This is a genomic window from Polaribacter sp. HaHaR_3_91 (genome assembly GCF_019278525.1).
In the GTDB taxonomy this organism is placed as follows: Bacteria; Bacteroidota; Bacteroidia; order Flavobacteriales; family Flavobacteriaceae; genus Polaribacter.
The window spans coordinates 1,803,014-1,828,369 of sequence record NZ_CP058986.1; the positions used below are offsets into that span (position 1 = coordinate 1,803,014).

The following is a 25,356-nucleotide window of genomic DNA, read 5'->3' on the forward strand; positions in this document are numbered from 1 at the left end:
AAAATTATCAGTAACAAATATCTAAAAACATACTAAAATAACAGTAGTTTTTTAAAGATATTGTTTACAATAGATTAATCTGTATATTTTGTTTGATAAATCTTTCAATTCTAAGTTCTAGCCAGTTGTTTTTAGCGTTGTAAAAAGAAGAAATAAAGCCACAATGACCGCCATAATTTGTAGTTTCAAAAAAGAAATTTTTAGAATTATTAGCTTCCTCAAAAGGAAAGCATTTATCAGATAAAAAAGTATCATCTTTAGAGTTGATAAGTAAAGTTGGTATTTTTATTTTTGATAAATACGGTTTGGCACTCGCTTTTTCCCAGTAATCTTCTGGACTTTTAAAACCAAAAACAGGCACAGTATATAGGTTTTCTAAATGTTTAAATCGGGTAGCCTTTGACAATTGATCTTTATCTACATGAAATTCAGGAAATTTTGCTGCTTTTTCTAAAATTTTAATCTTCATGCTTTTCAAAAACCGCTCTAAATACAATTTGTTCTTTAATTTTTCTAATTCATTTTCTCCAGAAGCAATATCAATAGGAACAGAAACAGCAATTCCTCCTTTTATTTTAGAAGATATGTTTTCAGATTGTTCACCTATATATTTTAAGGTTAAATTACCGCCTAAACTAAAACCAATTAGTACAATATTCTCATAGTCATAATGGGCTAAAAGGTGCTTTACAACAAAATCCACATCTTCTGTTTTACCACTATGATACGTTCCTAAAAGTAAATTATCTTCACCAGAACAACCTCTTAAATTAAAACAAACAGTATCTAATCCTTTTGTATTTAAATGTTTGGTGGTAGATATGATGTATTTAGAATTAGAACTTCCTTCTAAACCGTGAATTAATAAAACCAAGGTTTTAGAGCCCACTAAAGAAAAGTCTAAATCAATAAAATCTTTATCCCAAGTAGTAATTCTTTTTCGTTGATAATTACAATGTTCTTTGGTAAAAACAGATCTGTAAATAGTATTAAAATGACCACTTTTAAAGAGAAAAGTAGGAGTGAAGTCTGACGTAAATACAGGCATATATTGAAATTAAACTATTTTAAAAATTGAAATTAAAAGTTTTGCTCGTTGTATAGTATGAATTGTAATTTTTTCTAAAAAATACTTACAAATATCATAAAAAAATAAAGAATAATTTAAACCACGCAAATTTGATTTCTTATTTTAGCTTTTCAATTAAACTAAAAAATGAATTTAAAGAAACACATTCCTAATTTAATAACGCTCGGTAATCTTTTTTGTGGAACAGTAGCTACTATTTTTGCGGTTGAAGGTAATTATATATATGCAGGTTTATTTGTTGTTTTAGGAATTTTATTTGATTTTTTTGATGGCTTTGCAGCGCGTTTACTAAATGTTTCTGGAGAGTTAGGTAAACAATTAGATTCTTTGGCGGATATGGTTACAAGTGGAGTTGTACCGGGAATTATCGTTTATAAATTATTGATAGAGAATGCTGCAGGGATACAAGATTTTAATGAGCAAAGTTATTTGCCTTTTTTAGGTTTACTATTAACTTTAGGAGCTTGTTATAGATTGGCTAAATTTAATATTGATACAAGACAATCAGATTCTTTTATAGGTTTGCCAACACCTGCAATGAGTTTATTTATCATTTCTTTACCTCTAATTCAAGAATACTCAACGGTAGCATTTGCTCAGGAGTTAATAGCAAGTAATTACTTTTTAATTGCAGTTACTTTGATTTTAACCTATTTAATGAATGCAGAATTACCTTTATTTTCTTTAAAATTTAAAGATTATTCATTTAAAAAGAACATAATTGTATATTCTTTTCTTTTTGCATCTTTAATTTTAATTTACACTTTACATTTCCTTTCTATTCCATTTATTATTATATTGTACATTATAATATCACTTATTAACAAAATAATTGTATTTAATGGAAATAGCCAGAATCCCCCAAAATGAACAAGAAAGGTTAGATGTTTTAAAAAGTTATAATATTTTAGACTCTTTACCGGAAGATGAATATGATGCAATTACAAAAATAGCATCGAGTATATGTAATACTTCAATTGCCCTCGTTTCTATTATTGATAAAAATAGGCAATGGTTTAAATCTACACACGGTATAGAAGGCGTAACAGAAACACCTAGAGATGTCGCTTTTTGTTCACATGCAATTTTAGACCCCAACGAGTTATTTATAATAAATGATGCATCAAAAGATAAACGTTTTTTTGATAATCCTTTAACGATTAATGAACCGAATGTAATTTTTTATGCAGGCGCTCCATTAAATAGTTCAGAAGGGGTTCCTTTAGGTACTTTGTGTGTTATTGATAACAAACCAAAGATTTTAACAGGTAATCAAAAAGATTCTTTAAAATTATTATCTAAACAAGTAGTTGTACTTTTAGAACTTCGAAAAAAAAACAAAGAATTATCTACTTCTAATAGCGAGGTAAAAAAGTTAAACGATCAACTAAATAGTTTTGCTTATCGATTAACACACGATTTAAAATCGCCAATAAATGGTGTTAGTTTTTTATTAGATGTTTTAAAAGAAGATCATATTGCTCTTTTTAAAAATACGGGAGCAGAAGAGTACATTGGTTTAATTTCAGATAGAGTTGTATATATAAATACTTTGATAAACGAAATTCTAAATTATTCTAAAGTAACCAGTGAAAATATTGTTTTCGAACATTTTAATTTAAAATTATTTTTAGATAGTATTATAACCAATATAGATTTTGAAAATAAGATATTCTTAGACACTTCTCATTTAAATCTAAATGTTTTTTCTTCTAAAATTGGGCTTCTACAAGTTTTTCAGAATTTAATATCTAATTCAAGGAAATTTTTTGACGAAGAAAAATCTATTATTACTGTTAGTTTTAAAGAGGATGTAGAAAGCTATTATTTCATTTATGAAGACAATGGTCCTGGTATAGAAGAAAAATACTTTAAAAAAGTCTTTGAAATGTTTGAAACTTTAGGAAGTACAAATGATAATAATACCGGTATTGGTTTATCAACAGTACAATCTATAGTAAAAAGACTTGGAGGTAATGTTGGTTTAAAGAAAAGAGAAAATAATAAAAAAGGAGTTTGTTTCTATTTTAATATTTCTAAAAAAGAAGATAAATTATCAATCTGTAAAGATTAAAAAACTCTCTTCTTTTTCAATTCGAAGTCTTTACCTAAATATACTTTTCTAACCATTTCATCTGCTGCCAACTCTTCTGGAGTCCCACTTTTTAGGATACTTCCTTGGTACATTAAATAGGTTTTATCTGTAATCGCTAAAGTTGCTTGTACATCATGATCTGTAATTAAAATACCAATATTTCTGTCTTTTAAATGAGCCACAATGCTTTGTATATCTTCTACAGCAATAGGGTCTACACCAGCAAAAGGTTCATCTAATAAAATAAATTTTGGATCGGAAGCTAAGCAACGTGCAATTTCTGTTCTACGTCTTTCTCCTCCAGATAATAAGTCTCCTCTGTTTTTACGAACATGGCCGATATTAAACTCTTCAATTAAAGACTCTAATTTTTCTTTTTGTTCTTTTTTAGATAAATCTGTAAATTGTAAAACAGACATAATATTTTCTTCAACAGATAATTTTCTAAAAATAGAAGCTTCTTGTGCTAGATAACCAATCCCTTTCTGAGCACGCTTATACATGGCATCTTCAGTAATTTCTTCATCATTTAAGAAAATTTTACCAGAATTTGGTTTTATCATCCCAACAATCATATAGAAAGAAGTTGTTTTTCCGGCACCATTAGGACCTAAAAGTCCGATGATTTCACCTTGTTTTACCTCTAAAGAAATCCCGGTAACAACTTTTCTACTTCCGTAGATTTTTTCTATGTTTTCTGCTCTTAAAATCATATTTTATAAATATGTAATTGTTTAATTGTTGAAACGTGTAATGTTAGTTTGTGTAAAAGTAATAAATTATGTTTTTTTTAATCTTAATAGATTCACAACATTCATTTTTACTGATTACTGCAACTCAAAAGAGCTTACTTATTTTCTAGCATTTCCCAATACTCAACAGCTCTTCTTAAATGCGGAATTACAATAGTACCACCAACCAAGGTAGCAATAGACATTGTTTCCATCATTTCTTCTTTAGTAACTCCATTTTTCATAGCAGCTTCTAAATGATATTGTACACAATCATCACATCGTAAAACTGCAGAAGCAACTAAGCCTAAAAGTTCTTTTGTTTTAACAGGTAAATGACCTTCTTTAAAGGTATTTGTGTCTAAATTGAATATTCTTTTTATTACTTTATTATCAGAATCTAAAATTTTATCGTTCATTTTCTGACGATAGTCATTAAACTCCTGTACCTTTTCGTGCATTTTTATTTTGTTTTTTTATTACTATTTTAGAAACTCTAATACTTACCTCATATAAAATAAGAATAGGAATGGCCACAATTACTTGACTAGCAACATCTGGTGGCGTAATAATAGCTGCTAAAATTAATACAACTACTAAAGCATGTTTTCTATATTTTTTTAAAAACTCTGGTGTTACCAAACCAATTTTAGTTAAAAAGTAAACTAAAACGGGTAGTTCAAATAAAATTGAAACACCTAATAACATATTGGTGACTAGCCCTATATGAGAGTCCATTGTAAAGTTATTCTGAATTAAATCTGTAATTTGATAATTATACAAAAAGTGTATAGAAATAGGTGCAATTACATAAAAGCTAAATGCGATACCACAGAAAAATAAAAAAGAAGCTATAAAAATAAATCCTCTAGACTTATTTACTTCTTTTTTTGTTAATCCAGGTGCCACAAAACGCCAAATTTCCCATAATAGATAAGGGAAAGCCAAAATAATACCCAATATAAATGAAGACCAAATAGAATTCATTAATTGTTGGGTGGGCTTTAAACTTATTAAGTTGTCTTTAAAAACAACATTACAAAAGCTACTATCCAACTTAAAAAAAGTGAAAAAATCACAAAATAGTTGATAGGTTATAAAATCGGATTTTCTGTGTGCTAATAAGAAGTTTTCATACACTTCTTTTTGAAACACAAATAATACAATTGCTATGATAAATATTGCGGCAGCACTTCTTACCAAGTGCCATCTTAATTCCTCTAAATGACCTAAAAAGGACATTTCTTTTTGTTGCTCTGCCATTAAAAAATACCTTCTTTAATTAAATCATGTAAATGTACAACACCAACATATTTGTTTTTATGGTCTACAACTAACATTTGTGTAATGCTATTTTTTTCCATTAGAGTTAATGCATCTACCGCCATTGCATCTTCTAAAATAGTTTTTGGGTTTTTACCCATTATATCTTTTGCTGTAATTTGAGAAATTTGTGTAGATTTAGAAAGCATTCTTCTAATATCTCCATCGGTAATAATACCTGTTAATTTTTCTTTATTTAAAACAGCAGTAACCCCTAATCTTTTTTCAGAAATCTCTACAATAACTTTTGCGATACTATCTGTTTCGTTAACAGCAGGAACTTGGTTTTTTTCTACCAAATCAGCTACTCTTAAATACAAACGCTTACCTAAAGCGCCTCCAGGATGGTATTTTGCAAAATCTTTACTTGTAAAACCGCGTAAATCTAGTAAACAAACAGCCAGTGCATCACCCAAAACTAATTGTGCAGTGGTACTTGTTGTTGGTGCTAAATTATTTGGGCACGCTTCTTTTTCTACATAAGCATTTAATGTAAAGTCTGCATGTTCGCCTAAATAGGAGTCTACATTTCCTGTAATTGCTACTATTTTATTCCCATAATTTTTTATCAATGGAACTAAAACTTTAATTTCTGGAGTATTACCACTTTTAGAGAGACAAATAACAACATCGTCTTGTTGTACATTTCCTAAATCTCCATGAATAGCGTCTGCAGCATGCATAAAAATAGCAGGTGTTCCTGTAGAATTAAATGTAGCAACTATTTTAGCAGCAATGTTTGCGCTTTTACCAATTCCGGTTACAATAACCCTTCCATTAGAATTTAAAATAAAATTAACGGCCTCTTCAAAGTCCGCATCAATTAATTTTGCTAAATTAGCAATAGCATTACTTTCTGTTAAAATAGTTTCTCTGGCAGTATTTATAATTGTGTTTGTCTTTTTCAAATGTTTGGTGTTTTATCAGAATAAAAAAAAGTTATATCTTTAGATTAAGAAACAAGCAAATTTACTATAAATAATAATTAGAGCAAATATAATAGTATGTTTGTGAGTTGATTTTAAAGTTAAAATAATATTTAATAAAAATGGATTTATATACCCCTCTAAAAAAGTTCTTTGGATTTAATAAATTTAAAGGTTTACAAGAGCAAGTAATTAAAAGTATTGTTGAGAATAACAACACTTTTGTAATAATGCCAACAGGTGGAGGAAAGTCTCTTTGTTATCAGTTACCTGCATTAATGACAGAAGGAACTGCTATCGTAGTTTCTCCATTAATTGCTTTAATGAAAAATCAAGTAGATGCAATTAGAGGTATTTCTGAACACAATGGTGTGGCACATGTTTTAAATTCATCTTTAAATAAGACTGAAATCGCTCAAGTTAAAGAAGATATTGCTAACGGAATTACAAAACTTTTGTATGTAGCGCCAGAATCTTTAATAAAAGAAGAGTATGTTGCTTTTTTAAGAACTCAAAAGATTTCTTTTGTAGCGATTGATGAAGCTCATTGTATTTCTGAATGGGGTCATGATTTTAGACCTGAATATAGAAATCTAAAACATATCATTAAAGCAATAGATAATGTACCTGTTATTTGTTTAACGGCAACTGCAACAGAAAAAGTACAAGAAGATATTTTAAAAACTTTAGGAATTCCGGAAGCGAATAGATTTAAAGCGTCATTTAATAGACCTAATTTATTTTATGAAGTAAGACCAAAAACAAAGGAAGTAGAAAAAGATATTATTCGCTTTGTAAAACAAAGAATGGGTAAATCTGGAATTATCTACTGCTTAAGCAGGAAAAAAGTTGAAGAAGTTGCTCAGATTTTACAGGTAAACGGAATTAAAGCTGTTCCGTATCATGCAGGTTTAGATGCTAAAACAAGAGTAAAACATCAAGACATGTTTTTAATGGAAGATTGTGATGTGGTTGTTGCAACGATTGCATTTGGTATGGGAATTGACAAGCCAGATGTTCGTTTTGTAATTCATCATGATATTCCTAAAAGTTTAGAAAGTTATTATCAAGAAACTGGTAGAGCGGGTCGTGATGACGGAGAAGGGTATTGTTTAGCGTTCTATGCTTATAAAGATATAGAGAAGTTAGAGAAATTTATGGCTAGCAAGCCTGTTGCAGAGCAAGAAATTGGGCATGCATTATTGCAAGAAGTTGTTGGTTATGCAGAAACCTCTATGAACAGACGTAAATATTTGTTGCATTATTTTGGCGAAGAATTTGACGTTGAAAATGGAGAGGGAGCAGATATGGATGACAATTCTAGAAATCCGAAGAAAAAACACGAAGCAAAAGAAGACGTTAAACTCTTATTAAATGTTGTTAAAAAGACCTTGCAAAAATATAAATCTAAAGAGATTGTAAATACAATTGTAGGAAAAGAAAATGCTTTATTAACATCTCATAAAACACATTTACAACCATTTTTTGGAAGTGGTAAAGATAAATCTGCACTTTATTGGATGGCACTTATCAGACAGATTTTGGTGGTTAATTTAATAAAGAAAGAAATAGAACAATATGGTGTTGTTAAATTAACTGAAAAAGGAGATGCCTTTATAAAGAATCCTACTTCATTTATGATGACAGAAGACCATTCTTATAGTGAAGAAGATGATAACTCTATTATTACAAATGCCAAATCTTCAGGTGGTGTTGCTGATGATAAGTTAGTAAAACTATTAAAAGATTTACGTAAAAGTGTAGCAACAAAACAAGGAGTGCCTCCATTTGCTGTTTTTCAAGACCCATCATTAGATGATATGGCTTTAAAATACCCAATTAACTTAGCGGAACTTTCTACAGTTCATGGAGTAGGAGAAGGTAAAGCAAGAAAATTTGGAAAGGATTTTGTAAAATTAATTGCTTCTTATGTAGAAGAAAATGAAATTCTAAGACCAGATGATTTAATAGTAAAAAGTACGGGGACAAACTCTGGCTTAAAGCTTTTTATTATTCAGAATACGGATAAAAAATTGCCTTTGGAAGATATTGCAAAGTCTAAAGGACTTGAAATGGGAGAATTAATTAAGGCTATGGAAGGAATTATTTTTTCTGGAACGAAGCTGAATATTGATTATGCTTTAGATGATTTGCTAGACGAAGATCAACAAGAAGAAATTCATGATTATTTTATGGAAGCAGATTCTGATAATATACAAGAGTCTTTAGATGAGTTTGATGGTGATTATGATGAAGAGGAATTAAGGTTAATGAGAATTAAATTTATAAACGAAGTCGCTAATTAATACAGGTTCTTATAGAGAATAAAAAAAATATTAGTAGAATATTTATTACAATACAAAAAAGCACCTAGAAATAGGTGCTTTTTTGTATTGTGAAAGAAGTAAAATTCTATAAAGTAAAAATAGTAAGTAATACCCCTAAAATAATGGCAATAAATTTTTTTAAATTAAATTTATGATTTTCAGAGCCTTCAAAAAGAATAATGGTAGAAATATGAAGAAAGACACCAATAATTATAGCTGTTATTTCTTTTGCATAGGTTGTAAAAAATGGAATTTTATCTCCTAATAATAATCCAAGAGGACTCATCAATGCAAAAACAATAAGGAAAATAAACGTTATTTTTTTAGAATATTTTGTCTGAATTAAAAAGGTTGTTAAAACAAATGCAATTGGTATTTTATGCACTATAATTGCCCATAACAAATTATCTCCTGCATGATGAATAGGTAAACCTTCGGAAAATGCGTGTAAAGACAAACTTATGAATAACAAGGTTGGAAACTCTTTACCATCAGAATGAATATGAATATGTCCGTGTTCTGCTCCCTTAGAAAAAGATTCTAATATAGACTGAATAATAATTCCGATTAATATAAAAATTCCTATTTTTTTATATTCTGTAGTTTCAGCATATACTCCTGGTAGTAAATGCAGAATAGTAACAGATAATAAATAAGCGCCACTAAAAGCTAATAATAGACGAACAGCTTTTTTACTTGGTTTTATTATATAGACAAGTAAAGAACCAATAAAAACTGCTGTTAATAATAAGACATAACTCATTTTGCAATAATAATTAATCGATCAGAATTTTTTGATTCAAACGTATCTAAGTTGTAATTTCCAAAAACGCTTGTAATTGTAAATCCTACTTTTTCTAAAAATGTGGTCATTTTAATAAGGTCTAAGTCTTTAACTTGTTCTGTATAAGAGTGGTTTTTTCCATCAGCAAAAAAAGAAATATGCTTTAAGATAAAACCATCTTTAATTTCTCTTTCTATATGAAAGGTGATATTATCTACAGTTTTTGTTTCTTTCTTAACTAAATTCAGCTTTACTTTTTCGGCATTTAAAAAGTCAAATACAAAAACTCCGTCTTTATTCAAGCCATTTTTAATATTCTCTAGAATTAAAATATCCTCTTTATCGTCTTTAAAATAACCGAAACTTGTAAATAAGTTAAAAATAGCATCATAAGTATGATGAAAAGGTTTGCGCATGTCATGCACATTAAATTTTAACGTATCATTTTCAAATTCTTTTGCAGCACTAATACTGTTTTCTGCCAAATCACCACCCGTAACAGTATAGCCTAAAGAGTTTAAAAAGACAGAATGACGCCCTTTACCACATGGTAAATCTAAAATATGCGTTGTTTTTGGCAAGTTTAAAAAAGAAGTAATATTCTTCATAAACAATTGCGCTTCATTGTCATTTCGTTCCTTATAAAGTGTGTGATAGTAAGGGGTGTTAAACCAATCTGTAAACCAATCTTTTGTTTTCATTTTTATAAAATTTGCAATAACCAGCGAATTACTTTCATTGCTATTGGCCATTCTTAGCCTTGTGCCATTATAGACATTTCAGTCTGTAAAAGTAACCAAATCTTACGTTCTGTAAAATGAATTTCTTAATTAGTATAAAAGCTATTTATAAATAGTATTTTTGCAGTCAATTTTATGAGCATGAACAAAGATTTTAAAATGACAGCAACAACACTTTTTGGATTAGAAGGTGTTTTGGCAAAAGAGTTAAGAGACCTAGGAGCACAAGATGTTAATGAGGGAGTTAGAATGGTTTCTTTTAGAGGAGATACAGGTTTTATGTACAAAGCAAATATTGCTTTAAGAACAGCTGTAAGAATTTTAAAACCGATTAAAGTTTGTAAAATCTACGATGAAGAAGATTTATATGAAGCAATTCAGAAAATTAAATGGGAAAACTATTTAGAAACTGAAGGTACTTTTGCAATAGGAGCAGTAGTAAATTCTAAGAACTTTACGTCTAACTCACATTATATCTCTTTAAAATCTAAAGATGCAATTGCAGATTATTTTAGACATAAATATAGTAAAAGACCTAATGTAGATTTAGATTATCCAGATTTAAAAATTCACATTCACATTCAAAAAGACTGGTTAACCGTTTCTTTAGACTCATCTGGAGATTCTTTACATAAAAGAGGGTATAGAACAGCGACTAATATTGCGCCAATAAACGAAGTTTTGGCTGCAGGTATGGTATTATTATCTGGTTATACGGGTGAGGAAAACTTTATAGACCCAATGTGTGGTTCTGGTACGATTTTAATTGAAGCTGCTATGATTGCCAATAATATTCCGGCAAACATTAACAGAAAATTATTCGCTTTTGAGAATTGGAAAGATTACGATGAGGATTTATATTTTACAATTCAAGAATCCTTATTAAAGAAAATACGTTCTTCTCATTTTAAAATAATGGGGTTTGATAAAGCGCCTTCTGCGGTACAAAAAGCACAAGACAATGTTGCAAATGCTAATTTAGATGATTTTATTGGTGTGCATCATGTTAACTTTTTTAACTCAACAAAAGAAGTTTTTGGAAACACTACAATTTTGTTTAACCCACCTTATGGCGAGCGTTTAAACATTGATACAGAAGAGTTCTATAAAAAAATAGGAGATACACTTAAAAATAATTATCCTGGTTCTACGGCTTGGTTAATTACATCGGATACAGATGCTTTAAAATGTGTGGGCCTAAGAACCTCTAAAAGAATTGCTCTTAAAAACGGAGATTTAAACTGTAAGTTTGTAAAGTATGATTTGTACGAAGGAACGCGTAAGTTTAAAGAACGTAAAGAAGACGATACGGATACAGAGGAAGATACAAATGATTAAGTCATTGCGAGGAACGAAGCAATCTGTTAATTATTAAGAAATAAGTTCTTTTAACGATTGGGGAATCTTTATTAGAAGCCATTTCCTGCTTTCCGTTATATCTTTTTGTAAAAAACAAAAAGGATGTCACTTCAATCAGGGCTAGACTTGTTTGTAAAAGTTAGGAAACCTATATAAGAAAAGCTAAATATTAAAAAATGTCTTAAATAAATTGAATAATTTCGATTTATTTAAGACATTTTTAGTTTTCTAATCTAATTTGTATAAAGTTGTTTTCTGCTTTTGTTGAGATTTATTTAAAATTAGATTGTTTAAAGAAAACCTGAATTTAGTGTTTTATTTAAACTCTATTATTTCTGCAGTCATAGTTGCTGAAATTCTTTTTTTTGTTTCAATTAAATCAACAGATACATTAACAAGAGCTCTACTACCTATTAATTCTACACCTGCAGCTTTTGCATCTTCTAACATTTTTGCTTTAGCTCTAGCGATAATTCCTACTTTATTTGTGATGTTTCCTGTCAATATTTTTTCTGTAACAGTACCAGTAAAACTACCTAATACGTTAAAATTAGAACTTGATAAGATTGTTTGAGTTTGATTTTGTTGTTGATAACCACCACTATAAAGGCTAGATGTTTTGCAAGAGGTTAGTGCTGCAGCAATAACCATGATAAAAAAAGTTTTTTTCATTTAAGAAATGTTATATAATTATGCCTACTTCTTTTTTAAGTCTTTTTTCAGCTTGTTCAGACGTAATTTAAATATGATTGATTCACTATTTTAATTTTCTAAAATTACTTTAATTCTTTAAATTGAGACTACGGTTTTCCGTAATTTTATTTAACATTTTGTGAAATATTAGACCTATTTGTATGGTTGATTTTTAACTTTAAGTAGTGATAGTATAAGTACACATAATTATTAAACGAAATTAGTTTTTTGGGAGCTATTTGCTACTTTCCGTTATATCTTTTTGTAAAAAACAAAAAAGATAAACTTTAATCAAGGCTGGACTTGTTTACCTGGTTTAGGTTAATTTATTAACTTTTAATTAAATATTTAATTTTGTTATCCTAATTTTCACAAACTTCAATCATTTCTTTGTAATGAATTTCGTCAATTTCTTTAATTAGATCCAAAATATCTTTTATAACATTGGAACCTTCGTCCAGTTTGTTGTCAGAGGAATCATTATCAAAGTCCTGTGCGTGAGAATATTTGTTTATAAAACGATAGATATATTCTTCTTTGTCTTTAAATGATGTTTTTTGAATCCCTTTTTGTAATAATTGTCTAAAATCACCTAACCTTTTAGGGTGTTTGAATTTTAGAAAAGTTTCAAGTATTTTTCTAGAAGCATTTGCAGATAAATAGGCTTTGTCTAAATCTAAATGAGTGTCATTGGAATAAGTTATTAGTTTTTTAAATAAGTAATGATATTCTGAGGTATATTCTAAGAGAGTAGGGTCTGCATCTTTAATATAAGAAAAACGCATTTGATTAGTATCAAAATTCGATTCTATTGAGTAAATATTACATATGGTTTCTGGTTTAGTAGGGTCTTTTCGGTGTTTCTTATTTTGGTTTTTATTTTTGGTTTCGAACCAATCTCTTACAAGTCTGTAATAATTGAAATTATGTGTTAATATAAATAATTGCTTAGCTTCATTGCAATTTAGTTTTAGGTATGAATACGAACTAAATAAATTATTCGAATCAAAACTTGAAATTGGGTCGTCAACTATTATGGTTGTATCTTTTATCTTATTGTCTTGTTCTAATATTTTATTTATAAAATAAACAAAAGCTATTGCGGTTTTTTCTCCTTCACTTAATTGATTCCCGTTTGTGTTAGGGTTTCCATTTCTTTGTAACTTATAACCTCCTTTTTCTTGTGGATCTAAAGCTATATCTTTTCTTCCTAAGAATTTACATAAATCATTATTAAACTTGGTAGCCCCCAGAGCTTCCGTAGAAATTAATGAATTCAATTGTTTTATATCGATTTTTATTTTTTCAAGTTCTAATTGAAGTTCCTTGTTTTTTTGAATAGTAAGTAGTTCAATGTTTTTTTGCTTATAAAAATCATATCTTTTAATTTCATCTTTAATGTACTCAATTTCAAGATTATTCTTTGCCTCTTGTATAATTGTCGAAGCACTTAAATATTTTTTATTATGGCTTTTAATTATTTCTGTTGCCTTTTTATAAAACTTAATTAAATCGGTTTCATCAAAATTTAAAACTGAAGTTTTAGGAATTTCAAATGGATTTGATACCTTAGTTTTAAGTATTTCTTTCCATTTGTCAAGTGCTTTTATTAGTTTTTCATTCTCAAAATCAATGTTCTTTTTAATTTCCTCGTATTCAGATTGATATTCTTTATAAAGTGCTTTGTAAGCTGGTAATTCTGTTATTTTTAGTTCATCTATCCAAGTAATGGCTTTAGATAGTTGTTCTTGTAGATTTTTGAAAGAATCACTAAAATGATTGTTTAAAATAGAAAGACGTTGTTTAGAGATGTTGTTTCCACAAAAAGCACAATTTTCTTCGGCTTTATGCAGTTCAAGTCCTAATTTAACCCAATCAGATTTTTTAAAATCATTCTTTAAACCATCAATAACTTCTGATGTTATTTTTAAATTTAATAATGAAATTATTTGTTTATAGCCAGAAGGTATTTGAGATAAAACTGAAAAGTCAGGTGTTTCAATTCTATCTTTGTCTTGTGGCTTTATAGTTTGAGCTAACTTTTCAATTTCTTTATTAGTCAATGAAGCTTTTCTAATATTATCTCTATTTTTATTTAAAGAACTTTCAATTTTTGTTTTATTGTAATTAGACAAGTGTTTGTCTTCAACCTCAATTAATTGAAACTTTTGTTTAATATTTTTTGCAGATTCTGATAGGAAATTACTGTTGTTTCTTATTAATCCTTTGTTTCCTTTCTTTTCTCCGTTAAGTATTAATTCATTTTGAGTTATCGACGAACTAATTTTTGATTCTTCTTTTTTCTTATCCTTTAGTTTTAATATTTCTTCATTTTTATCATTTGAAACGACAAGAATTCCTTTAATTGTATCGTTCCAATTAATGTTACGCTCTATAAAATCAGCATTGAAAACTTTAATATTAAAATCATTTTCAAATTTGTCTGATTCGGAATAAATTTTTCCGCCTTTTTCAAAACTCCATTTTGAATCTGGAAACCTAGATATGGATTCATTTGATTCAATTAAAGAAAATAAATGAGATATTGTTGACTTTCCACTCCCATTTAATCCGTAAAATAGATTTAGTTTATTAAAATCACTATATGTTGGGTTACTTTCTATTTTTTTGAATATTCCAAAATTTGATACTCCTTTAATTTTCTCAATCATTTAATTTAGTCTTATTTCGAGTTAGATTATAATTTCGTTTTAGCTTAAGTATTGGCTAAGACTTAATTTAAATACAAACTATCACAAGTAAGCTAAGTTAATATTTTTAAATCAAAATGGGATTAGGAATAACACCTGTTTTATGTTGAAATAAACTAATAAGAGCTCATATATCAAAACATTTCAACCAAAAAAAATCCAAAACAATTAAGTTTTGGATTTTTAAAATTATCTAAAGGCATTGCTTTTTATTTTTTACCTTTCTGTTGTTGCGCTTGTTGTTCTTGCGCTTGTTTCATAGCATCGTCTATTTTTTGACGGAATTTACTCTTCTTCTTTTCTGGCTTCTTTTTGTTTTCTTCTATTTGAGCGTGTATCTTATCTTCATCAATTACGTAGTTTTTAATTACTAACATAATTGCAATAGTTAACAAGTTAGAAATAAAGTAATACAAACTTAAAGAACTTGCATAGTTGTTAAAGAAAAACAACATCATAATAGGAGAGAAGTAAATCATGTACTTCATCATTTTCCCCATATCTGGCATTCCTTCTTGCGTAGGAGGTTGCATATTTGCTTGCTGACTTTGGTTCATTTTCATGTAAAAGAAAATTGCTACAGAAGCTAATATTGGAAACAAACTTACGTGATCTCCATAAAATGGTATCTTAATAGGTAATTGATAAATCATATCGTAAGAAGATAAATCATTTGCCCATAAAAAGTTTTCTTGTCTTAATGCTAGGTTTGTAGGGAAAAACTTAAATAAAGCAAAGAATACTGGCATTTGCAATATGGCAGGTATACAACCAGATAACATACTAACTCCAGCTTTACGCTGAATAGCCATGGTTTCTTGCTGACGTTTCATTGCATTTTCTTTCCCTGGATATTTATCATTTAAAGCTGTTAACTCAGGTCTTATTACCTTCATTTTAGCACTCGATAAATAAGATTTATATACTAACGGAGACATGATGATTCTAACAACAATTGTCATTAAAATAATAATTAATCCGTAATTAGATAAAAAACCTTTTAAGAAGTTAAATACTGGGTAAAATACAGTTCTGTTTAAGAAACCAAAAATTCCCCAACCTAAATCTGCTGTATGATCTAAATCTGTACCTTCAAAAGTTTTTAATAAGTTATAATCACTTGGTCCGTAAAACCATTTCATGTTATAATTTAACTCACCACTAGCTAATTCTAACGGAGTTTTTAACTCATATCGTTTTGTGAATACTGTATCTAATTCTTCATTTTTAATAAGATCTGTAGAAGTTACAGTACTATTATTAAAAGGAGTATCAGTTAATAAAATAGACGTAAAGAAGTGTTGTTTATAAGAAATCCAATCTACATCATTTAAAATTTCTGTTTTACCAGCATTCAAATAATCTACATCATCTTCTGTTTTATAGTACAGATGAGAATACATGGTGTTTTCTGTTTTTACACTTTTTTCATGCGCATAACCATCTAAAGACCAATCTAAATTAATTGGGTTAGAAGAGTTAATTACAGTACTTAAACCTTGAGAACGAACAGCAAAATTAACCATGTAATTTTTTGGTTTCATCTCATATCTATATTCTAGAAATTGAGTGTCTGAAACTTTTAATTTCATAGAAAGAACAGTCGTTTCTCCATTTTTAGAAACTGTAGGTTCAAAGAATAAGTCTTTAGTGTTTAAAATTCTATTGTCTGTAGTACCAAAATTGATGTTAAAAGACGCGTTTTTGTCTTTTATCATATATAAAGGTAAAGAATCATGAGTTTTATAATTCTTAATTTCAGCCTCTATGATTTGTCCACCTTTATTACTAACGGTTAATTTAACCAAGTCGTTTTCTAAAACTGAAGTACCGTTAGTACCTTTTATTGCACTTTGTGCAAAAGCACCAAGTTTAGTTGTGTAAGCAATTTGTTTTAAAGAATCGTTTTCAAAAACAGGTGTGTTTTCAGTAAAAGTATTCGATGTGTTGTTTGTAGAGTCTACAATTTGTTCTGTATTCGTAGAAGGATCCGTAGTTTCATCTGGTTTGGTAGAGTTAATCCAGTATAATAAAATACCTCCTAATAATAACATTCCTATAAAAGAATTGATATCGAATTTTTTTTGTTCCATGTGTTATTTTAAAATGTCAATTTGTCATTAAACCAAAAATGTCTTTTGATTAAAAAGCGACAAATGTAGTTAAAAAGCAGCTTTATATAATTTTTGCTACTTTATTTTTGATACTAACTATGTAGTTCAAATAGTATTCCTAATTTTTATAATGTCACTTTAATAGCAGTCGAAATATTAAAGTTTCGACTGCTATTAATTAAATTATTTTTTATTTTTGAGACTGTTTTAAGGCAGCTTTAATAAAATCTACAAATAAAGGATGTGGTTTTAAAACGGTACTTTTATATTCTGGATGGTATTGTACACCAACAAACCAAGGGTGTGTAGGTACTTCTACAACTTCTACCAATCCTGTTTTTGGGTTGAATCCTGTTGCTTTCATTCCTGCAGCTTCAATTTGTTCTAAATATGCGTTGTTAAACTCAAAACGGTGTCTGTGACGTTCACTAATCAATTCAGATTTATAAGCTTTGTATATTTTAGAATCTTTTTTCAGTTCACAATCCCAAGCACCTAAACGCATGGTTCCACCTTTTTCGGTAACATCTTTCTGACTTTCCATTAAATTAATAACAGGGTCTTTAGTGCTTTTGTTCATTTCTGTAGAACTTGCGTTCTCTAAACCTAAAACGTTTCTAGCAAACTCTATTACTGCCATTTGCATTCCTAAACAAATTCCGAAGAAAGGAATATTGTTTTCTCTTGCATATCTTACAGCTCTAATTTTACCTTCAATACCTCTATCACCAAAACCAGGAGCTACTAAAATACCATTAACACCTGCTAATTTTTTCTCTGCATTTTTAGGTGTTAAACTTTCTGAATGTACCCAACGTACTTTTACTTTAGTTTCATGAGTAGAACCTGCATGAATAAAAGCTTCTGTAATAGATTTATAAGAATCTTGCAACTCAATATATTTACCAATTAAGGCAATTTCTACTTCGTGCTTTGGGTTTTTGTGTTTCTCTAAAAAGTTGTTCCAAACTTTTAATTCTGGTTCTCCTTTAGAAGAAAGCTTTAATTTATTTAAAACAACGGTATCTAAACCTTGTGCTAACATTAAATTAGGAACATCATATATAGTCTCTGCATCTATAGACTGTATTACGTCTTCTTGCTTCACATTACAAAATAAAGCTAGTTTACGTTTAATGTCGTCAGAAATTTCATGTTCTGTTCTACACACTAAAATATCTGGGCTTACACCACTTTGCATTAACATTTTTACAGAGTGTTGCGTAGGTTTTGTCTTTAATTCACCTGCTGCAGCTAAAAAAGGAATTAATGTTAAATGAATAACAATGGCATTATCTTCTCCTTTTTCCCAAAGCATTTGTCTTACAGACTCTACATAAGGTAAAGATTCAATATCACCAACAGTTCCACCAATTTCTGTAATTACAATATCATAATCACCCGTTTCTCCTAAAATCTGGATTCTACGTTTAATTTCGTCTGTAATATGAGGAATAACTTGTACCGTTTTTCCTAGAAACTCTCCTTTACGCTCTTTATTAATTACAGATTGATAAATTTTACCTGTAGTTACGTTATTAGATTGACTTGTAGGAATGTTTAAAAAACGCTCATAATGACCTAGATCTAAATCTGTTTCTGCTCCATCATCTGTAACATAACATTCTCCATGCTCGTACGGATTTAAAGTTCCTGGGTCTATATTAATATAAGGGTCTAATTTTTGGATAGTTACAGAAAATCCTCTTTGCTGTAATAATTTTGCTAATGATGCAGCAATAATTCCTTTTCCAAGGGATGATGTTACGCCTCCTGTTACAAAAACATATTTAGTATTACTCATGGTATTCTTAGGTTTGCGCAAAAGTACTAACTCTAAAAATTCTGTCAAATAAAAAAGGTGAAAAGATTTACAAAACTTGTACTTTTGTCTCGTTAAAAAATATTTCATTTTTTTTTAAAATAGTGTTTGTCATAAATAAAAACAGTTGTATATTTGCCAACGCTTTAAAAGAGTAGAATTTAAAGCAATAACATAATAATAGAAGACATTTAAAAATACAGATAATGCCAAAAAGAACTTACCAACCGTCAAAGAGAAAGAGAAGAAATAAACATGGTTTCATGGAAAGAATGGCTTCTGCTAATGGTAGAAAGGTGTTAGCTCGTAGAAGAGCTAAAGGAAGAAAGAAAATTTCTGTTTCTACTGAAACTAGACATAAAAAATAAATGATTAACATTTGTTAATATATAAGGTGTTACTTTTTTAAGTAATGCCTTTTTTTATACCCAAGCACTAACTATTTTTGTAAAACAACATAACACAACAACTTACAATGCCAAAAAGAAAAGACCTCAAATCAGTTTTAATTATTGGATCTGGACCAATTGTTATTGGACAAGCTTGTGAATTTGATTATTCTGGTTCACAATCTTTACGTTCTTTAAGAGAAGATGGAATAGAAACAGTTCTAATCAACTCGAACCCTGCAACAATTATGACAGACCCATCTATGGCTGATCATATTTACTTGTTGCCTTTAACAACCAAGTCTATCATTCAAATTTTAAAAGAGCATCCACAAATTGATGCTGTTTTACCAACAATGGGTGGGCAAACTGCATTAAACCTTTGTATTGAAGCAGATGATAAAGGAATTTGGGAAGACTTTAATGTAAAATTAATTGGTGTAGATATCGATGCCATTAATATTACTGAAGATAGAGAGCAATTTAGAGAGTTAATGTTAAAGATTGATGTGCCAATGGCGCCTCAAGCAACAGCTACTTCATTTTTAAAAGGAAAAGAAATTGCACAAGAATTTGGTTTTCCTTTAGTTATTCGTTCTTCTTATACCTTGGGAGGGGCTGGAGCTTCTATTGTTTATAAAGCAGAAGATTTTGACCAACTATTAAGTTTCGGTTTAGAAGCATCTCCTATACATGAGGTGATGATTGACAAAGCGATGATGGGATGGAAAGAATACGAATTAGAATTATTACGTGATAAAAACGATAATGTTGTTATTATCTGTTCTATCGAAAATATGGATCCTATGGGAATTCATACTGGAGATTCTATTACAGTAGCACCTGCAATGACACTTTCTGATAAAACATATCAGAAAATGCGAGACATGTCTATAAAAATGATGCGTTCTATTGGAGATTTTGAAGGTGGTTGTAACGTACAGTTTGCAGTTTCGCCAGACGAAAAAGAAGATATTATTGCTATCGAGATTAATCCTCGTGTTTCTCGTTCATCCGCTTTAGCGTCTAAAGCAACAGGGTATCCTATTGCAAAAGTAGCTACAAAATTAGCGATTGGGTATACATTAGATGAGTTAGAAAACGGAATTACAAAATCTACATCGGCTTTATTTGAGCCAACTTTAGATTATGTAATTGTAAAAATACCTCGTTGGAATTTTGATAAATTCGAAGGTTCAGACAGAACTTTAGGTTTACAAATGAAATCTGTTGGAGAGGTAATGGGAATTGGACGTTCGTTCCAAGAAGCACTACACAAAGCAACACAGTCTTTAGAGATTAAAAGAAACGGTTTAGGTGCAGACGGGAAAGGGTATACAGACTACAACCAAATTATAGAAAAATTAACCAATGCAAGTTGGGATCGTGTATTTGCCATTTACGATGCAATTGCAATGGGAATTCCATTAACTCAGATTTACGATATCACAAAAATAGACATGTGGTATTTAAAACAATATGAAGAGTTATTTCAACTTCAAAAAGAAATTTCTACCTACAAAATTGATACTTTAGGAAGAGATTTATTATTAGAAGCAAAACAAAAAGGATACGGAGATAGACAAATAGCACACATGTTGGGCTGTTTAGAAAGTGAAGTATATACAAAAAGAGAAGAATTAAAAGTACAACGTGTTTTTAAATTAGTTGATACTTGTGCTGCAGAGTTTAAAGCAAAGACTCCTTACTACTATTCAACTTTCGAAAATGAAATTGAAACAGCAGACGGAGAAATTATCATTGCAAACGAAAGTATTGTAACTGATAAAAAGAAAATCATCGTTTTAGGATCTGGACCAAATAGAATTGGACAAGGAATTGAGTTTGATTATTGTTGTGTGCATGGTGTTTTAGCAGCTGCAGAATGTGGTTACGAAACCATTATGATCAACTGTAATCCAGAAACGGTTTCTACAGATTTTGATACTGCTGATAAATTATATTTCGAACCTGTTTTTTGGGAACATATTTATGATATTATTCGTCATGAAAAACCAGAAGGGGTTATTGTACAATTAGGAGGACAAACCGCTTTAAAATTAGCTGAAAAGTTAACGAAATACGGAATTAAAATTATTGGTACTTCTTTTGAAGCATTAGATTTAGCTGAAGATAGAGGGCTTTTTTCTGAATTGTTAAAAAAGAATAGCATTCCTTATCCTGAGTTTGGTATCGCAGAAACTGCGGATGAAGCTTTGGCTTTAGCAGATGAATTAGATTTCCCTATTTTAGTAAGACCTTCTTATGTATTAGGAGGGCAAGGGATGAAAATTGTGATCAACAAAGAAGAGCTTGTAAAGCATGTTGTTGATTTATTAGGAAGAATGCCAGGTAATAAATTACTGTTAGACCATTATTTAGATGGAGCCATAGAAGCAGAAGCAGATGCAATTTGTGATGCTGATGGTAATGTGTATATTATAGGAATAATGGAACATATAGAGCCTTGTGGAATTCATTCTGGAGATTCTAATGCTACTTTACCTGTATTTAATTTAGGAGATTTAGTTTTACAACAAATTAAAGATCATACACGTACTATTGCAACAGAATTAAAAACGGTAGGATTGATTAATGTTCAGTTTGCTGTTAAAAATGATATTGTTTATATAATTGAAGCAAACCCAAGAGCATCTAGAACAGTACCTTTTATTGCAAAAGCATACAAAGAACCGTATGTAAATTATGCAACTAAAGTAATGTTGGGTCATAATAAAGTAACAGATTTTAATTTTAACCCTCAATTAGAAGGGTATGCAATTAAGCAACCTGTATTTTCTTTTAACAAGTTCCCGAACGTTGATAAGAAACTAGGACCAGAAATGAAGTCTACTGGAGAGAGTATTTTATTTATTGATAGTTTAAGAGACGATCAGTTTTATGATTTGTACGCAAGACGTAAAATGTATTTGAATAAGTAATTAGAAATTATTAGAACATAAAAAAGCATCCAAATTTTGGATGCTTTTTGTTTTTATAATAAACCACTTATTTTAATAGCAATATAAAAGATTAGTTCTAAAAGTTAAGAGAATTATCTATTAGTTTAAGGTTATCTCTTCTAATTTAAAAGAATAGAAAATTCATCTTTTAAAACAGAAAGCCAATCGCTTAACCTTTCTTCGGTTAATTCCGATTGATTGTCTTCATCAATAGCTAATCCATAAAAGAAATCATCATTGTATAATGCTTTAGATTGTTCAAAATCATAGCCATTAGTGGACCAATAACCTGTTATTTTTCCATTATTCTCTAAAATAACTTTTGCTAACATTCCAACGCCATCAATAAAATATTCTCCATAACCATATTGGTCTCCCAAACCATAAAGAGCAACTGTTTTACCTGTAAAATCTATTGTTTTAAATTCATCATAATAAGACTCCCAATCGCTTTGTAAGTCTCCGTCATACCAAGTTGAAAGGCCAAGAATTAGGATGTCGAATTTATTAAAATCTTCTTTTTTTACTTGAGAAACTTCTATAACGTCTATGTTGCATAAATTCCAATTATCTATAATAGAACTTGTAATTTCTTCGGTCATTCCAGTGTCTGAACCGTAAATTAAGCCAATGTCTTTTATTTTTTCCATAGATACAAGTTTCTTACAAGGAAAATACTAGCTAGAGAAACTAGCGCAAGCATAAAAATTTCAGAAATATTATCACTTTCAAAAATTAGTGCTTCAATAAAATGATAAATATTATATATTCCAGCAATAATAGCCCAAATAAAAGAAGTCCATTTAAACCATTTTTTTGAAACCTCTATGGTTAATAAACCAAAAAGTAGACAAAGACCTTCGAATAAAATTCTGTAAATATGATGATTAAAAGGAGTTTCTCCTGTTGCACCTTCAATAATTAAAGTTTCGTTATAATAGATATTAAAAAGACCATAAATGTGATGAACAATCCAACCGATTGCTAAAAATATCCAAAGGATTATAATTTTTGTTCTCATAGGAATCTCGTTTTTATTTAGTAAATCTTTATCTGTAATTTCTGTTTTGTTAGTATTGGATAGTTTATTCTTTTCTTCTGATAATAATTTTTTTCGATTCTTATAGTCAATAGGATGTTTTGTAAATGCACTTTGTTCTTTCACTTTAGGTTTTATTTTTAAGTAAAACAGTAATGAAATTGAAGCAATAATAATCCAAAGCACATCAATTGTTAAAATATCAAATTGGTTTTTTGCAAAGGTTTTCCATAACCAATTCTCAGAGATAATTCCGTTTGTAATTGGTACTAAAAATCCGAATATAGCACCTAAAAGAAGGCTTACTTTATTGGTGTAATAATTATCTCTTTTAAATCTAAAAAATAGAATAAATAAAAGCCATGTAATAAAGTAAAACCAATAAATAGCAGCTTGATTATCGTTAAAGTAACCTATACATGTTTTAACAAACAAAAAAGATAAGGCTGTAACCGGCAACATAGATAAGCATATTGCTAAATAAATATGACCAACTTTAGCTGTATATAATCGTTGTTTTAAAGTGATGCTTTTTTTGTTTCTGGCCTCTACGTAAATTAAAACTCCAGTAATTATTACAAAACAAGTAATTAAAGAAAGTAGAAAATAGATGATTTTAATGGGGGTTCCGCCAAAATCAGCAAAATGTAAACGTCCTAAAACCCTCTGAAAATCTTCTATGTAATTAATTTTATTAGGATTTTTTATAGATTCAACAACACCTGTATATGGATTGTAAATAATTCGTCCAATACCTATAAAACGTTCGCTATCTTTTAGGTCTCCAATAAGAATATACTTCATATTAGTACCTCCATAGTTTCTTACAAAACCTCTGGTTAAATGAAAATGATCCCATTCTTTTACTGCTTTTTCTGCAAATTGGTTAAAACTAGGAATGTTTTTATCTGATTTAGCAACCCATTCGTAAATTTTTCGATCAGGTCTTACATCTTCCATTAATTTAGCTTGATCTCCATTATATAAAAAGTTAGCAGGTATTAAGACCAATAAACTTAAGCAAAAGTAAGCTCCAGTTACGGCAAACATAAATTGAAAAGGTAAGCCAATTACACCTAATGCTGTGTGAGCATCTGTCCAAACTCGTTTTAATGCAGCTTTAGGATTAAAAGAATAGAAGTTTGATATTATTTTTTTCCAATGAACAATAACTCCCGTTACAATAGCAAACAAGAAAAATAGAGAAACAAAACCAGCTAAGTAAATACCTATATATGGAAATTGAGCAAGAAAATGTAATCGATATAAAAATTCTCCTAAGCTATAATGTTCTTCATAATTTTTTGCCTCACTTGTATTGATGTTAACAGAAAAGTAATTTGTTTTTTTTGTTTCTTCCGTGGCTAAAGAGTCTCTATTTTTGCCTAGAGAAACATAAATATGGTCGTCTTTTTCTCCGAAATTTAATTGCAAATCTCTTCCTGTTAATTGATGATCTTCATCTAAAGATTTAAAAATTTTATCGAAATCAATATCTTGTCTTTCTGTATGAGTTATTGAGTTTCCATTTTCCCAAATAGCAATTTCTTCTTTAAATAGAGAAAAAGCACCTGCAAAAAAAATAACAAATAAGGCAAAACTAATAACAATACCACTTACAGTATGTGTATTAAAAAAAACGTTGTAATTTTTATTACTCATTATATAAAAGGATTGTTTTTAGATGCTAAATAATAAACACTAAAAAGAATTAGAATTGTTAAAAGGTAAAGTAACCATGCTTTCCATCCGTTTTTAAATAAAAAAGGGACAATTAAAAGTATGCACCAAACAATAAATATGGTTATGGTAGATGTTATTAAAACTTCTTTTGGATTTGGAAGTAATAATGACAAACACATATGAAAAAGTGCGGCAATTAAATAGCCTCCTATAATACCAGCAGAAATTTTTGCAAATTGTTGCCAAGGAGATTTGTTTAAGTATTTAGTATTTGCAGGCATATTTATGTTATTAATTCTAAAACGAGTAGTATTAAAAATAAAATGATTAAATGTTTATAGTTGACGATCTTTAAAGGATAAATAATAACGATAGTACTTAAAAAAGAGATGAATGAGATTAACCAAAAAATAATTCCAGAGGTAAAACCAAAGATTAAAATTATAGATAGTAAACTAACTATTAAAAACAGTAAGGCTATAGCTTTTGAATAATTTTTATTTACTTGAATCCAGGTTTCTATTGCTGAATTATATAGCAATAGTGCTTTTTTAGAAGTGTTATAAA

At 29.1% G+C, this 25,356-nt stretch carries 20 protein-coding genes; 6 read left to right on the forward strand and 14 right to left on the reverse strand.

Annotation, left to right across the window (positions count from 1 at the left end; genetic code table 11):
- Window positions 1–64 precede the first annotated feature (64 nt).
- Window positions 65–1,048, reverse strand: coding sequence for a YheT family hydrolase (locus H0I27_RS07545; RefSeq protein ID WP_218733279.1), 984 nt, complete (start codon window positions 1,046–1,048; stop codon window positions 65–67).
- Window positions 1,049–1,216: 168 nt separating this feature from the next.
- Here H0I27_RS07545 and H0I27_RS07550 point away from each other — a divergent pair, with 168 nt between their 5' ends.
- Window positions 1,217–1,960 carry a phosphatidylcholine/phosphatidylserine synthase gene (locus H0I27_RS07550; RefSeq protein ID WP_218733281.1) on the forward strand — a complete coding sequence of 248 codons (744 nt, stop codon included), beginning with the start codon at window positions 1,217–1,219 and terminating at the stop codon, window positions 1,958–1,960.
- Window positions 1,932–3,164 (forward strand): ATP-binding protein, encoded by a 1,233-nt coding sequence (locus tag H0I27_RS07555; RefSeq protein WP_218733283.1) that lies wholly within the window; start codon window positions 1,932–1,934, stop codon window positions 3,162–3,164. The genes H0I27_RS07550 and H0I27_RS07555 overlap by 29 nt, the downstream gene beginning before the upstream one ends.
- On the opposite strand, the gene lptB is transcribed toward H0I27_RS07555, so the two are convergent.
- From lptB to H0I27_RS07575, 4 genes are all read right to left on the reverse strand, one after another.
- Window positions 3,161–3,898 carry an LPS export ABC transporter ATP-binding protein gene (gene lptB / locus H0I27_RS07560; protein ID WP_218733284.1) on the reverse strand — a complete coding sequence of 246 codons (738 nt, stop codon included), beginning with the start codon at window positions 3,896–3,898 and terminating at the stop codon, window positions 3,161–3,163. The genes H0I27_RS07555 and lptB overlap by 4 nt on opposite strands.
- Window positions 3,899–4,032: 134 nt before the next feature.
- A complete protein-coding gene (locus tag H0I27_RS07565; RefSeq protein ID WP_068448397.1) occupies window positions 4,033–4,377 on the reverse strand; it encodes a carboxymuconolactone decarboxylase family protein in 345 nt (114 codons plus the stop codon).
- Window positions 4,352–5,179 carry a twin-arginine translocase subunit TatC gene (gene tatC, locus H0I27_RS07570; protein ID WP_218733286.1) on the reverse strand — a complete coding sequence of 276 codons (828 nt, stop codon included), beginning with the start codon at window positions 5,177–5,179 and terminating at the stop codon, window positions 4,352–4,354. Before tatC ends, H0I27_RS07565 begins: the two co-directional genes overlap by 26 nt.
- Window positions 5,179–6,147, reverse strand: a complete 969-nt coding sequence (locus H0I27_RS07575; protein WP_208889010.1) for an SIS domain-containing protein — start codon at window positions 6,145–6,147, stop codon at window positions 5,179–5,181. Before H0I27_RS07575 ends, tatC begins: the two co-directional genes overlap by 1 nt.
- Before the next feature lie 140 nt (window positions 6,148–6,287).
- On the opposite strand from H0I27_RS07575, the gene H0I27_RS07580 reads away from it, so the two are divergent.
- Window positions 6,288–8,471 (forward strand): ATP-dependent DNA helicase RecQ, encoded by a 2,184-nt coding sequence (locus H0I27_RS07580; RefSeq protein ID WP_218733288.1) that lies wholly within the window; start codon window positions 6,288–6,290, stop codon window positions 8,469–8,471.
- Between the two features lie 106 nt (window positions 8,472–8,577).
- Here H0I27_RS07580 and H0I27_RS07585 read toward each other — a convergent pair whose 3' ends face one another.
- Both H0I27_RS07585 and H0I27_RS07590 read right to left on the reverse strand, forming a co-directional pair.
- The gene (locus H0I27_RS07585) at window positions 8,578–9,255 is read right to left on the reverse strand and encodes a ZIP family metal transporter (protein WP_218733290.1); all 678 of its coding nucleotides are present in this window, start codon (window positions 9,253–9,255) and stop codon (window positions 8,578–8,580) included.
- Window positions 9,252–9,977: a class I SAM-dependent methyltransferase gene (locus tag H0I27_RS07590; protein WP_218733292.1), complete on the reverse strand. Its 726-nt coding sequence runs from the start codon at window positions 9,975–9,977 to the stop codon at window positions 9,252–9,254. Before H0I27_RS07590 ends, H0I27_RS07585 begins: the two co-directional genes overlap by 4 nt.
- Window positions 9,978–10,157: 180 nt before the next feature.
- Between H0I27_RS07590 and H0I27_RS07595 the strand changes: the two genes are divergently transcribed.
- Window positions 10,158–11,354 (forward strand): class I SAM-dependent RNA methyltransferase, encoded by a 1,197-nt coding sequence (locus tag H0I27_RS07595; protein WP_218733294.1) that lies wholly within the window; start codon window positions 10,158–10,160, stop codon window positions 11,352–11,354.
- 336 nt (window positions 11,355–11,690) lie between these two features.
- Here H0I27_RS07595 and H0I27_RS07600 read toward each other — a convergent pair whose 3' ends face one another.
- The 4 genes from H0I27_RS07600 to H0I27_RS07615 form a co-directional block, all read right to left on the reverse strand.
- Window positions 11,691–12,047, reverse strand: a complete 357-nt coding sequence (locus H0I27_RS07600; protein ID WP_157603543.1) for a DUF6567 family protein — start codon at window positions 12,045–12,047, stop codon at window positions 11,691–11,693.
- Window positions 12,048–12,430: 383 nt separating this feature from the next.
- Entirely contained in the window at window positions 12,431–14,740 is a 2,310-nt protein-coding gene (locus H0I27_RS07605) for an AAA family ATPase (protein WP_218733296.1), read from the reverse strand.
- Between the two features lie 248 nt (window positions 14,741–14,988).
- Window positions 14,989–16,872, reverse strand: coding sequence for a membrane protein insertase YidC (gene yidC, locus H0I27_RS07610; RefSeq protein ID WP_218733298.1), 1,884 nt, complete (start codon window positions 16,870–16,872; stop codon window positions 14,989–14,991).
- Window positions 16,873–17,083: 211 nt separating this feature from the next.
- Window positions 17,084–18,697: a CTP synthase gene (locus H0I27_RS07615; RefSeq protein ID WP_218733300.1), complete on the reverse strand. Its 1,614-nt coding sequence runs from the start codon at window positions 18,695–18,697 to the stop codon at window positions 17,084–17,086.
- A 224-nt stretch (window positions 18,698–18,921) separates the two neighbouring features.
- Here H0I27_RS07615 and rpmH point away from each other — a divergent pair, with 224 nt between their 5' ends.
- Together rpmH and carB are read left to right on the forward strand one after the other, a co-directional pair.
- Window positions 18,922–19,083, forward strand: coding sequence for a 50S ribosomal protein L34 (gene rpmH / locus H0I27_RS07620; RefSeq protein ID WP_036820926.1), 162 nt, complete (start codon window positions 18,922–18,924; stop codon window positions 19,081–19,083).
- Between the two features lie 107 nt (window positions 19,084–19,190).
- Window positions 19,191–22,046: a carbamoyl-phosphate synthase large subunit gene (carB, locus tag H0I27_RS07625; protein ID WP_218733302.1), complete on the forward strand. Its 2,856-nt coding sequence runs from the start codon at window positions 19,191–19,193 to the stop codon at window positions 22,044–22,046.
- A 140-nt stretch (window positions 22,047–22,186) separates the two neighbouring features.
- Here the strand turns inward: carB and H0I27_RS07630 are convergent, their stop codons facing one another.
- From H0I27_RS07630 to H0I27_RS07640, 3 genes are read right to left on the reverse strand one after another with little or no spacing between them, the layout of a single operon-like run.
- Complete coding sequence (locus H0I27_RS07630; RefSeq protein ID WP_254712633.1) at window positions 22,187–22,717, reverse strand: flavodoxin; 531 nt, start codon at window positions 22,715–22,717, stop codon at window positions 22,187–22,189.
- On the reverse strand, window positions 22,705–24,768 hold the full coding sequence (locus H0I27_RS07635) for a PepSY domain-containing protein (protein ID WP_218733304.1): 2,064 nt from the start codon (window positions 24,766–24,768) through the stop codon (window positions 22,705–22,707). The genes H0I27_RS07630 and H0I27_RS07635 overlap by 13 nt, the downstream gene beginning before the upstream one ends.
- Window positions 24,768–25,070 (reverse strand): hypothetical protein, encoded by a 303-nt coding sequence (locus H0I27_RS07640; protein ID WP_218733305.1) that lies wholly within the window; start codon window positions 25,068–25,070, stop codon window positions 24,768–24,770. Before H0I27_RS07640 ends, H0I27_RS07635 begins: the two co-directional genes overlap by 1 nt.
- Window positions 25,071–25,356 lie beyond the last annotated feature (286 nt).